This is a genomic window from Streptomyces sp. NBC_01232 (genome assembly GCF_035989885.1).
Classification (GTDB): Bacteria; Actinomycetota; Actinomycetes; order Streptomycetales; family Streptomycetaceae; genus Streptomyces.
Map to the genome: position 1 here is coordinate 2,541,042 of NZ_CP108518.1, position 12,750 is coordinate 2,553,791.

6 protein-coding genes are annotated in these 12,750 nt (G+C 71.5%); all 6 read left to right on the forward strand.

From position 1 onward, the window contains the following. Positions 1-3: 3 nt before the first annotated feature. Positions 4-1,791: a 2-oxoglutarate dehydrogenase, E2 component, dihydrolipoamide succinyltransferase gene (gene sucB, locus OG444_RS11935; RefSeq protein ID WP_327262140.1), complete on the forward strand. Its 1,788-nt coding sequence runs from the start codon at positions 4-6 to the stop codon at positions 1,789-1,791. A gap of 115 nt (positions 1,792-1,906) precedes the next feature. Next, positions 1,907-3,310, forward strand: a complete 1,404-nt coding sequence (locus tag OG444_RS11940) for an esterase/lipase family protein (protein ID WP_327262141.1) — start codon at positions 1,907-1,909, stop codon at positions 3,308-3,310. Continuing rightward, positions 3,303-8,309, forward strand: a complete 5,007-nt coding sequence (locus OG444_RS11945) for an ATP-binding protein (protein WP_327262142.1) — start codon at positions 3,303-3,305, stop codon at positions 8,307-8,309. The genes OG444_RS11940 and OG444_RS11945 overlap by 8 nt, the downstream gene beginning before the upstream one ends. Further along, the gene (locus tag OG444_RS11950) at positions 8,306-9,007 is read left to right on the forward strand and encodes a CHAT domain-containing protein (RefSeq protein ID WP_327262143.1); all 702 of its coding nucleotides are present in this window, start codon (positions 8,306-8,308) and stop codon (positions 9,005-9,007) included. Before OG444_RS11945 ends, OG444_RS11950 begins: the two co-directional genes overlap by 4 nt. A 110-nt stretch (positions 9,008-9,117) precedes the next feature. Next, entirely contained in the window at positions 9,118-9,741 is a 624-nt protein-coding gene (locus OG444_RS11955; RefSeq protein WP_327266751.1) for a GntR family transcriptional regulator, read from the forward strand. A 230-nt stretch (positions 9,742-9,971) separates the two neighbouring features. Continuing rightward, complete coding sequence (gene aceE, locus OG444_RS11960; protein ID WP_327262144.1) at positions 9,972-12,656, forward strand: pyruvate dehydrogenase (acetyl-transferring), homodimeric type; 2,685 nt, start codon at positions 9,972-9,974, stop codon at positions 12,654-12,656. The last annotated feature ends 94 nt before the right edge of the window (positions 12,657-12,750 follow it).

Below are 12,750 nucleotides of genomic sequence, written 5' to 3' on the forward strand. Positions count from 1 at the left end.
ACCATGTCGGTTTCCGTAACCCTTCCGGCGCTCGGTGAGAGCGTCACCGAGGGCACTGTCACCCGCTGGCTGAAGGCCGAGGGCGAGCGCGTCGAGGCCGACGAGCCGCTGCTCGAGGTCTCGACCGACAAGGTCGACACCGAGATCCCCTCCCCCGTGTCGGGCATCCTGGCCTCCATCAAGGTCGCCGAGGACGAGACCGTCGAGGTCGGCGCCGAGCTGGCCGTCATCGACGACGGCTCCGGCGCTCCGGCCGCTGCCGCGGCTCCCGCCGCCGAGCCGGCCGCCGCCCCGGCCGCCGAGGCCGCTCCGGCTCCGGTCGCCGAGGCCCCCGCGGCCCCGGCTCCCGCTGCCGAGGCTCCCGCTGCCGCTCCGGCCGCGTCGGGCACCGATGTCGTGCTCCCCGCGCTGGGCGAGTCCGTCACCGAGGGCACCGTCACCCGCTGGCTGAAGCAGGTCGGCGAGTCCATCGAGGCCGACGAACCGCTGCTCGAGGTCTCCACGGACAAGGTCGACACCGAGATCCCCGCGCCGGTCTCCGGCACCCTGCTGGAGATCCGGATCAACGAGGACGAGACCGCCGAGGTCGGCACCGTCCTGGCCGTCATCGGCGCCGCCGGTGCCGCCCCGGCCGCCCCGGCTCCGGCTGCCGCCCCGGCCCCCGCGGCCGCTCCGGCTCCCGCCGCCCCCGTCGCCGCCCCGGCTCCGGTCCAGGCCGCCGCCCCGGTCGCCGCTCCGGCTCCGGTCGCCCCGGCCGCTCCGGTCGCCGCCCCGGCTCCGGTCCAGGCCGCCGCCCCGGTGGCCGCTCCGGCTCCGGTCACCCCCGCTGCCCCGGCTCCGGCCGCCGCCCCGGCGTCCGCCGGTGACGAGGCCGCGTACGTGACCCCGCTGGTGCGCAAGCTCGCCTCGGAGTCCGGCGTCAACCTGTCCACGGTCTCGGGCACCGGTGTCGGTGGCCGTATCCGCAAGCAGGACGTCCTGGCCGCCGCCGAGGCCGCCAAGGCCGCTGCCGCCGCCCCGGCTCCGGCCGCCGCTCCGGCCGCGAAGGCTCCGGCCGCCGCGGTCTCCGAGCTGCGCGGTCAGACGGTCAAGATGACCCGCATGCGCAAGGTCATCGGCGACAACATGATGAAGGCCCTGCACTCGCAGGCTCAGCTCAGCTCCGTGGTCGAGGTGGACATCACCAAGATCATGAAGCTGCGCGAGAAGGCCAAGGGCGCGTTCCTGGCCCGTGAGGGCGTCAAGCTCTCGCCGATGCCGTTCTTCGTCAAGGCCGCGGCCCAGGCGCTGAAGGCCCACGCGGTCGTCAACGCCCGGATCAACGAGGACGAGGGCACCATCACCTACTTCGACTCGGAGAACATCGGCATCGCCGTGGACTCCGAGAAGGGCCTGATGACCCCGGTCATCAAGGGTGCCGGTGACCTCAACCTGGCGGGCATCTCCAAGGCGACCGCCGACCTGGCCGCCAAGGTCCGCGGCAACAAGATCACGCCGGACGAGCTGTCGGGCGCGACCTTCACCATCAGCAACACCGGCTCGCGCGGTGCGCTGTTCGACACGGTCATCGTGCCCCCGAACCAGGTCGCCATCCTGGGCATCGGTGCCACGGTGAAGCGCCCGGTGGTCCTGGAGACCGCCGAGGGCACCGTCATCGGCGCCCGCGACATGACGTACCTGACCCTGTCCTACGACCACCGCCTGGTGGACGGCGCGGACGCGGCCCGGTACCTCTCGGCCGTCAAGGCGATCCTCGAGGCCGGCGAGTTCGAGGTCGAACTCGGCCTGTAGGGCTCACGCCCCCGCGGCAGCCACTCGATACGGCGCCCTCGCCCGGAACACCCTCCGGGCGGGGGCGCCGTCGTCATACGCTGACTGGTCCAGCAACGAGTCGGCGGGGGCACGCATGTCACGCGCACGGGTGAACGATCTTGTAGTGGTACTGCCGGGCATCATGGGCAGCCGACTGGCGAACGCCGACGGCAAACCGGTCTGGGACCTGTCCGGCGGCGCCCTGGCGCGAGCACTGCGGACCGTCGGCGGCTCGGTGAAGGGGCTGCGCCTCCCGAGGGACATCGGAAACGACCACCCCGGCGACGGGGTCGTCCCCATCGGCGTCATGCCCGACGTGCACGCCCTCCCCGGACTCTGGCAGCCGGTCGACGGCTACACGGACCTGCTGGGCTGGCTGGAGCGGTCCTTCACGCTCACGCGCGGGGAGAACCTGGTCCCCTTCGCGTACGACTGGCGTTTGTCCTGCCGCTACAACGCGGAGCGGCTCAAGGAGGTCGTCGACCGCGCCCTGGAGCGCTGGCAGGACTCGGCGGCCGAGCGCCGGGACGCCCGCGTCGTCTTCATCTGCCATTCCATGGGCGGGCTGATCGCCCGCCAGTACGTGGAGCTGCTCGGCGGACACGAGACCACCCGCCGTCTGATCACCCTGGGCACCCCGCACCGCGGCTCGCTGGACGCCCTGGCCCACCTGGTGAACGGCCTCCGCAAGGGGTGGGGCCCGCTCGGCGTCGACCTCAGCGCCTTCGCCCGCAGCCTGCCCTCCCTGCACCAGCTGGCCCCCGACTACGCGTGCGTCACGGCTCCCGGAGGTCTCGTGTACGCCCGTGAGCTGACCGGTCTGCCGGGCGTCGACCCCGGGCTGCTGGCGGACGCGGCACTCTTCCACGCGGACCTGCGCCGCGCGGCGGCCGGCCGGCCCGAGCCGACCCCGCTGCACGCCATCACCGGTATCCGCCAGCCGACGCTCACCACGGCGGAGCTCTCCGGCGACGCCCTGACCCCGCTGTGGGACATCGACAGTGTCTACGAGCACGGTGACGGCACGGTCCCCCGCCTCTCGGCCCGCCCCGCGAACGCCGACAACACGGACTACGCCGTGCCCGAGGCCCACACCCCGTGCGAGCAGCACGGCTCCCTGCAGAACAACAGGGGCGTACGGGACGCCCTGTGCGGCCTGCTCGGCCACGAACGGCCGTTCCACCGGGGCGGGGAGGACGGCGACATCACGCTGGGCGTCCTGGCCCCCTCGCTGCCGGCCCCGGGCGATCCGTACGAGGTCACGGTCACGGTCCCGCCGGAGGTCCCCGACCACGACGCACTCCACCTCACGGCGGAACTCCGCCCGGCCGACGGCACCGCGCCGCTCTCCCGCACGGTGCGCCCCCTGGGCGAGGGCCGCTACACCGTGGCCTTCCCGGCCCCGGAGCCGGGCGCGTACCGGCTGGCCGTACGGGTGACCGCGCGCGCGGAGACGACCGTGACGGCGCTGACGGTGGTGGGGGAAGCCGGTGAGTGAGGCATCCGAGGGCATCCGGGGCACGGCCCTGGGGGTCGTGGTCGAGCGGTACGAGAAGCCGAGGTTCCGGCGGCTGACCGGGGCGACCGAGCAGATGCGGGAGCTGTGCGAGCTGCTGGAGGGGCACGGGTACACGGCGACGGTGCTGGCCGATCCGCAGTGGAACGCGATCGGTGCGCCCGTCCGGGAGTGGGCGGTGGACTGGGGGCGGGGCGGCCGCAACGGACCCGCCGTCGTGATGTGGTCCGGGCACGGCGTGCTGGACGACGGGGAGCTGCGGCTGGCGCTGTGCGACACCGAGAACGCCGAGTACGAGGGCGAGACGTTCTCGGCAACGGAGCTCACCGCGGCCGCCCTGCTCGGCAGGGCGGACCAGGTCTTACTCCTCATCGACACGTGCCATGCCGGCGCGGGCGTCTGGGAGTCCCTGCAGAAGGCCCTGAACAAGCTGTCGGCGAAGAACCTCCCCCCGGGCAGGTCCGCCTGGCTCGGAGTGATCGCCAGCTGCCGCCCCCAGGAGGAGGCGGAGGCCGCCGGCATCCTCCTCGATTCCTTCGGCCGCCTGCTGCGCGACGGGCCGCAGACGGATGCGTACCGCCACGAGTGGAGCCGCCGCAACGAGCAGATCAGCGGGAGCACGGTCATCAAGACCCTGCTCACGCAGTGGCCCGAGGAGGTCGGCCACCGTCCGCTCGAGGCCATGACCGGCCGGGACCTCCCGATGTTCGCCAATCCGCTCCGCAGGGCCGCTCCGGAGCCGGAGCTGGTGGAGCACCTGGTCCAGGCGGCTCGCGGAGCCGCCCGGACCGACGAGGGGTGGTTCTTCAGCGGCCGGCGCCGGGTGCTCGGGGACATCGTGGAGTGGATGGGCACGGGGCAGCCCGGCCTGTTCCTGGTGACGGGGAGCGCCGGCAGCGGTAAATCGGCCGTCCTCGGGCGGATCGCCACGCTGTCCGACCGGGAACACCGGGCGAGCATCGTGGCGCACAGGCCGCTCACGAAGGAAGATCCGGACCCGGGTGAGGGGTCGGTGCACGTCTCGCTGCACCTGCGGGGCTTCACGGTGCAGCACCTGGCCGAGGCCATCGCCCGCCGGCTGAACGTGGACCCTCCGCAGACCCCCGCCGCCCTGATCGACGAGGTGGAACGGGGCTGGCCCGGCGCCCCAGCGCACCTGGTGCTGGTCCTGGACGGCCTGGACGAGGCGGCCCCGGAGCAGGACTTCGCGATCATCGAACAGCTCCTGGCGCCCCTGAGCCGGCTGGCGTGCGTACTGCTGGGCTCCCGGGGACGGTCCTTCCGGCCGCAGGGGGATCTCCGGGAACCGCTGGACCAAGTGGTGAACCGCCTCGTCGACGCCCGGGCCCGGACGACCGACCTGGACGACGAGGCCGGGACGGAGCGCGACATCGAGGAGTACTGCCGACGACGGCTGGCCCGCGAGCTGCCGCCCGGGGACGCCGCGACCGTCGCGTCGGGCATCGCACAGCGAGCGGCTCCTCATGACGGCAGCTTCCTCTTCGCCAGGATGGCGACGGACTCGGTGATCAGGCATCTCAGCTCATCGGGCAACGAGGACCGGAATTGGGAGGCGGCCATTCCGTTGTCCATCAGCGCCGCCTTCACGGAGGACCTCAGGAGCGGGCCGCAACGGAAGCGGGACGGCGAACTCCTGCCGTCCGCAGCCGAGGACCTCCTGATGGCGCTCGCGTGGAGCGTCGGGAACGGCATGCCGGCGCAGGGCGTCTGGGAGGCGGCGGCCTCCGCGCTCGGCCCGGACGGGGTCACGTACGGTCCGGAGGACGTGGACTGGCTGCTCAACACCTACGGCCGGTACGTCGTGGAGGACAGCGACGGCGTGCAGGCGGTCTACCGGTTGTACCACCGGGAGTTCGTGGCCCACCTTCGGATGCGGGGTGAGCCGTCGGATCCCGCGTATCGCGTGGCTCGTGCGCTGGTCGATCTTCTGAGGGCGCAGTCCGAGGGCACCACGGTGCTCGAGAACGCAAACCCCTACCTGTGCAGGACATTGTCCGCCCATGCGGCCGAAGCCGGGAACGAGGGAGTGATCCTGATCCGCGAGCTCGTCGACGTCGCGGGTGAGGCGTTCCAGCCCGATCTCGCTGATGCGCTCAGGGGGGTGGCCGTCATGCTGAGCAGCGCCGGCCGACGGGAGGAGGCCCTGGCATCGTCACAGGAAGCCGCCGACCTCTACCGCACCCTCGCCCAAGCCAGCCCCGCCGCCCACCTCCCCGACCTCGCCGGCTCCCTCAACAACCTCGCCGTCCACCAGGCCGAGACCGGGGACCGGAACGGCGCACTCACCACCATCACCGAAGCCGTCACCATCCGCCGCTCCCTCGCCCAAGCCAGCCCCGCCGCCTACCTCCCCAACCTCGCCATGTCCCTCACCAACCTCGCCACCCAACAGGCCGAGACCGGGGACCGGAACGGCGCACTCACCACCATCACCGAAGCCACCGACCTCTACCGCACCCTCGCCCAAGCCAGCCCCGCCGCCCACCTCCCCCACCTCGCCATGTCCCTCAACAACCTCGCCAACCGCCAAGCCGAGACCGGGGACCGGAACGGCGCACTTACCACCATCACCGAAGCCACCGACCTCTACCGCACCCTCGCCCAAGCCAGCCCCGCCGCCCAGCTCCCCCACCTCGCCAGCTCCCTCAACAACCTCGCCAACCACCAGGCTGCGGCCGGGGACCGGAACGGCGCACTCACCACCATCACCGAAGCCACCAACCTCTACCGCACCCTCGCCCAAGCCAGCCCCGCCGCCCACCTCCCCAACCTCGCCATGGCCCTCAACAACCTCGCCACCCAACAGGCCGCGGCCGGGGACCGGAACGGCGCACTCACCACCATCACCGAAGCCACCGACCTCTACCGCACCCTCGCCCAAGCCAGCCCCGCCGCCTACCTCCCCGACCTCGCCGGCTCCCTCAACAACCTCGCCAACCACCAGGCTGCGGCCGGGGACCGGAACGGCGCACTCACCACCATCACCGAAGCCACCGACCTCTACCGCACCCTCGCCCAAGCCAGCCCCGCCGCCTACCTCGCCAACCTCGCCATGTCCCTCACCAACCTCGCCGTCCACCAGGCCGCGGCCGGGGACCGGAACGGCGCACTCACCACCATCACCGAAGCCACCGACCTCTACCGCGCCCTCGCCCAAGCCAGCCCCGCCGCCCACCTCCCCAACCTCGCCATGTCCCTCAACAACCTCGCCAACCACCAGGCCGAGACCGGGGACCGGAACGGCGCACTCACCACCATCACGGAAGCCGTCACCATCCGCCGCTCCCTCGCCCAAGCCAGCCCCGCCGCCCACCTCCCCCACCTCGCCCTGTCCCTCAACAACCTCGCCAACCACCAGGCCGAGACCGGAGAGCGGAACGGCGCACTCACCACCATCACCGAAGCCGTCACCATCTGCCGGGCCCTCGCCCAAGCCAGCCCCGCTGCCCACCTCCCCGACCTCGCCATGTCCCTCAACAACCTCGCCAACCGCCAAGCCGAGGCCGGGGACCGGAACGGCGCACTCACCACCATCACCGAAGCCACCAACCTCTACCGCACCCTCGCCCAAGCCAGCCCCGCCGCCCACCTCCCCGACCTCGCCGGTTCCCTCAACAACCTCGCCAACTACCAGGCCGAGGCGGGGGACCGGAACGGCGCGCTGACCACCATCACCGAAGCCACCGGCCTCTACCGGGCCCTCGCCCAAGCCAGCCCCGCCGCCCACCTCCCCAACCTCGCCATGTCCCTCAACAACCTCGCCAACCACCAGGCCGAGGCCGGGGACCGGAACGGCGCACTCACCACCATCACCGAAGCCACCAACCTCTACCGCACCCTCGCCCAAGCCAGCCCCGCCGCCCACCTCCCCAACCTCGCCACCTGCCTCACCAACCTCGCCGGTCTTGCCCCTGCTCACGACGCCGTTGCCGCCTATTCCGCCGCAGAAGAGCTACTTTCCGCGCATCCGCAAGCTTCCCGGCACCTCGCCGTCCAACGCGCAGGCCTGGAGCTCGCGAGCATCGATGCAGAACTCGGCATCCGCAGCCTCATAGCCCTGGCGGCAGCGCCGCAGGTCTCCGGAACAACCGATCCGGCAGCCTTCTCAGCCATCCTCCGGCTCCGCGCCCACCACCAGGCCGACGAGGCACACACGGCCCAAGTCATGACCCAGTGGTGCAACGAGACCGGCAGCGAACCCCCACCCTGGCTCGCCCTCCCCCAAGCCGCACTCGATCTCGCCGCCGCCTGGATCAGGTGCACCACCTGGGCGGACTCCTGCGCCTTCTGGAACGATCACGCGGATAGCCTCCGCTCGGCCGAGACCACCCTGGCCCTGCAGACACTCACCCTGGTCACACCGGCCGCCGACCAGCATCTCCAGATCGCACGCGAGGCCGCCGCCACCGGTCCGGACACCGCCTTCCGCCCGTACCTCACGGCCGAACTCCTCGATACCTGGACCAAGCTCCCGAACTGGCAGGAGTCCCAGGCCTACCTCGCCGACCACGAAGCGGCACTGCTGCACGATCAGGCCCTCGCCATCCTGGAGTCCGACACCGAAACGGCCGACTCCGCCCTGCACTTCGCCCTGATCACCCTCGCGCGGGCGGACGGAATCCCCACCGCCTACGAGTACGTCGAGAGCCGCTCCGCCCTGCACGACCGGCTCCAACAACTCCTGAGGGCACCCGCCGCCGAGCCCGGCCTCCTGAAGGCCGTGGCCCTCCTGGAGGCCGTCGTCTACCAGGAGCGGTTCACCGCGGCCGCCCACCTCGGCGTCGCCGGCGCCCTCGACGGCACCCCGCCGGACCTCACCACCCCCTGGCCCCCTTCCGAACCCGCCGACCGGGACCGGGTGATCGCCGAGATCGCCACCCTCATGGGGATCCAGCCCCGGCACGCCCCCGCGCTGAGCGCCCTCATCCCGAGCATCCTGGCGGCGAGCGCTGCCCCATGACCGGCGGACCCTCCCGGATCCTCGTCGTCCAGGCGGCCTCGCCCCACGTGCACGGCTCCCCCGACACCGGCGCCGAGTTCCGGGAGATCCAGCGCAGCATCGACGGCTCCCAGTACCGGCACGCCGTCACCCTGGACAGCCTCCAGGCCGCCCGGCTCGTCGACCTGAGCGACCGGCTCATCAAGGAGGTGCCCGCCGTGCTGCACTTCTCCGGTCGCGGCACCCCCGACCGCGGCGGACTGCGGTTCCTCACCGACGACGGTGCGGACGCCCCGGTGTGCGACCGGGGGCTGGGCAACCTGCTGGCCCAGTTCGTCGACGAGGGGCTCCGGATCGTCGTGCTCAACGCCTGCTGGACCTCGGAGCTGGCCGATCTCATGGCCGTGGCCGTCCCGTGCGTGATCGGCACCGCCGGGCCCATCGGCGATCAGGACTGCCGTACGTACTCCCGTACGCTCTACAGCTCGCTCGCGCACGGGCGTTCCGTCGGCCAGTCGCACGCCATCGCCCACGCCACGGCCGAGGCTTCCGGGGCCCACCCGGACCATCTGCCCGGCTTGCGCAGCTCGCCCGGAACCATCGCCGAAGCGGTGCACCTCATCGGCTCCGAGTTCCGTGCCCCGCCGCCCCGCGACTCCGTCAAACCACGTGGCGGGGCGCCCAGCTGGCTGGGGATCGCCAAAAAGTGGCGCTTGTAACCAGCCTCACCCAGCGTCCACGACCGGGAACGCATCCGGTGGCGCTACTCGGCCGTATTGTCTACGCATCGAAGCGATGCCTGCCCCTATCAGGAGATGAAGCCCCGATGATCACCCCACCCGTCGTGCACTCGCTGCGCGAGCAGATCCGCGAGCACATCGTGGAGGGGATCGTCAGCGGGCGCTGGAAGCCCGGTGAGCGGATCGTCGAGCGGCGGATCGCCGTCGAGCTGGAGGTCAGCCAGACCCCCGTGCGGGAGGCCCTGCGCGAGCTGGAGACCCTGCGGCTGATCGAGTCCGCGCCGAACAAGGGCGTGCGCGTGCGGAACCTGTCCGCGGCCGACCTGGAGGAGATCTATCCGGTCCGGGCCGGCCTGGAGCAGATCGCGGCCGAGCTGGCCGCGCCGCGGCTCGCGACCGACTGCTCGGCCCTGGAGCCGCACGTGGCGGCGTTGTGGGAGGCCGACCGGACCGAGGACGGGACCGCCCAGGTGCGGCACACCGTCGGGTTCCACCGGGAGATGGTGCGGGCGGCCGGGAACAGCGTGCTGCTGCACACCTGGGAGAGCCTGGGCATCGAGGTCTTCACGGCCCTGTCGATCCGCTGGCTGGGTACCGTCCAGAAGTCGTACGCCGAGGAGCACGAGGCGCTCGTCGAGGCCTTCCGCCGTCAGGATCCGGAGATCGGGCTGCTCGTGAAGCGGCATGTCCTGGGGTGCGCCCCGCGCGCTTGATCGACTGAGAGCGGGCTTGTTTGCCCCGGTTTGCCCGGCACCGCGTGCCTTTTTCTCTGGCACGCGGTGCCGACTTTCGCCGGATGGACGTTTCTTCGTCACTTTCATTTGATCGATCATCGATCAGCGATTTACAGTCGTCGCGGACCTCAACCAGGTCCACCGACCCTGTCCTGCCCGTCAGGGATTTTTTCACCACCTCTCCTTTGTCCGGAAGGCGGCGCACAGCAATGTCCGACCCCGTAGGAAAGCTTCCGAGCGAGCTCGACCAGCTCCCGGATCGCGACACCGAGGAGACCGCCGAATGGGCGGCCTCCCTCGACGCCGTCGCACAGGCCGCCGGTACGCGCCGCGCCGAATACCTGCTCCGCCGCACGCTCCAGCACGCCGAGGCCGCCGGCCTCGCCCTGCCCAAGCTGCTGGAGACGGACTACGTCAACACCATCCCGACCGCCGCGGAGCCCGAGTTCCCCGGTGACGAGGCGATGGAAGCCAGGATCACCGCGTGGAACCGCTGGAACGCGGCCGCCATGGTGACCCGCGGTTCCAAGTACGGCGTCGGCGGCCACATCGCCACCTTCGCCTCCGCCGCGTGGCTCTACGAGACCGGCTTCCAGCACTTCTTCCGCGGGAAGGAGGCCGACGGATCGGGCGACCAGCTCTACATCCAGGGCCACGCCTCCCCCGGCATCTACGCCCGCGCCTTCCTCGACGGCCGGGTCTCCGAGCAGCAGCTCGACAACTTCCGCCAGGAGTCCGGCGGCAACGGCCTGCCGTCCTACCCGCACCCCCGGCGCCTGCCGTGGCTGTGGGAGTTCCCGACGGTGTCCATGGGCCTCGGCCCGCTGTCCGCGATCTACCAGGCGCGTTTCAACCGCTACCTGCAGAACCGCAGCATCAAGGACACCGCCAACTCGCACGTCTGGGCCTTCCTGGGCGACGGCGAGATGGACGAGCCCGAGTCGACCGCCGCCCTGGCCCTCGCCTCCCGCGAGCAGCTCGACAACCTGACCTTCGTCATCAACTGCAACCTGCAGCGCCTCGACGGTCCGGTCCGCGCCAACTTCCGCGTGGTCCAGGAGCTGGAGGCCCAGTTCCGCGGCGCCGGCTGGAACGTCATCAAGTCGCTGTGGGGCTCCGCCTGGGACGAGCTGTTCCAGCTCGACACCACGGGCGCCCTCGTACGCCGCCTGCGCGAGGTACCGGACGCGCAGTTCCAGACGTACGCGACCCGCGACGTGGCCTACATCCGCCAGCACTTCTTCGGCGCCAACGCCGACCTGGTGCAGCTGGCCGGCGTGCTCACCGACGCGAAGATCGCCGAGTGCTTCCACAGCTCCCGCGGCGGCCACGAGCCCCGCAAGGTCTACGCCGCGTACAAGGCCGCCCTGGAGCACAAGGGTGCGCCGACGGTCATCCTCGCGCAGACCGTCAAGGGCTACACGCTGGGTGCCGGGTTCGAGTCGAAGAACGCGAACCACCAGATGAAGAAGCTGACGATCGACGAGTTCAAGGACATGCGTGACCTCCTTGGCCTCCCGATCCCGGACAGCGCCTTCGCCGACGGCCAGGTCCCGTACGGCCACCCGGGCGCGAACAGCCCCGAGGTCCAGTACCTGAACGAGCGCCGCGCGGCGCTCGGCGGCCCCGCCCCGGCCCGCAAGGTCAAGCACGTGGCCCTGCCCGCCCCCGCGGACCGTTCCTTCGCCCCGCTGCTCAAGGGTTCCGGCAAGCAGGAGATGGCCACCACCATGGCCTTCGTCCGGCTCGTCAAGGACCTGATGCGGGACAAGGAGACCGGCAAGCGCTGGGTGCCGATCGTCCCCGACGAGGCCCGTACCTTCGGTATGGAGTCCCTCTTCCCGTCGGCCGGCATCTACTCGCCGCTGGGCCAGACGTACGAACCGGTCGACCGCGACCAGCTCATGTACTACAAGGAAGCCAAGGACGGCCAGATCCTCAACGAGGGGATCACCGAGGCCGGCGCCATGGCCGACTTCATCGCCGCCTGCACGTCGTACGCGACGCACGGCGAGCCGATGATCCCGTTCTACATCTTCTACTCGATGTTCGGCTGGCAGCGCACCGCCGACCAGATGTGGCAGCTCGCCGACCAGCTCGGCAAGGGCTTCATCGTCGGCGCCACCGCCGGTCGTACGACCCTGACCGGTGAGGGCCTGCAGCACGCGGACGGCCACTCGCACCTGATCGCGTCCACGAACCCGGCGTCGCTCAACTACGACCCGGCCTTCGCGTACGAGATCGCGGTGATCGTCAAGGACGGTCTGCGCCGGATGTACGGCGAGACGCCGGAAGACGTCTTCTACTACCTGACGGTCTACAACGAGCCGAAGGTGCAGCCCGCCATGCCGGAGGGCGTGGAAGAGGGCATCCTCAAGGGCCTCTACCGCTTCAACACGGCGGCGGACCTGGCGGAGGCGGCCCCGGCCGCCGACGCCCCCAAGGTCCAGCTGATGGCCTCGGGCACGGCGATCCACTGGATCCTGGAGGCCCAGAAGCTGCTGGCAGCCGAGTGGAACGTGGCCGCCGACGTCTGGTCCGCCACCTCCTGGGGCGAGCTGCGGCGCGACGCGCTGGAGTGCGACGAGGCGCTGCTGCGCGGCGAGGTGCGCACCCCGTTCGTCACCCGCGCGCTGGAGGGTGCCGCCGGCCCCGTCCTCGCGGTGTCCGACTGGATGCGCCAGGTCCCGGACCAGATCAGCCAGTGGGTGGAGCAGGACTACACCTCGCTCGGTACGGACGGCTTCGGCCTGTCCGACACCCGTGAGGGCGCCCGCCGCCACTTCGGTGTCGACCCCCAGTCGATCGTGGTGGCCGCGCTGGCCCAGCTCGCCCGCCGCGGCGAGGTACCCGCGTCCTCCGTCAAGGAGGCCCGGGAGCGCTACGGCCTGTAAGGTCCCGCGCCCGCGCACAGCACGGTGAAGGCCGGTGCCCACCCCCGTCGAGGGGGTCGGACACCGGCCTTTGGCCGTATGCGCGGTGGCGGCG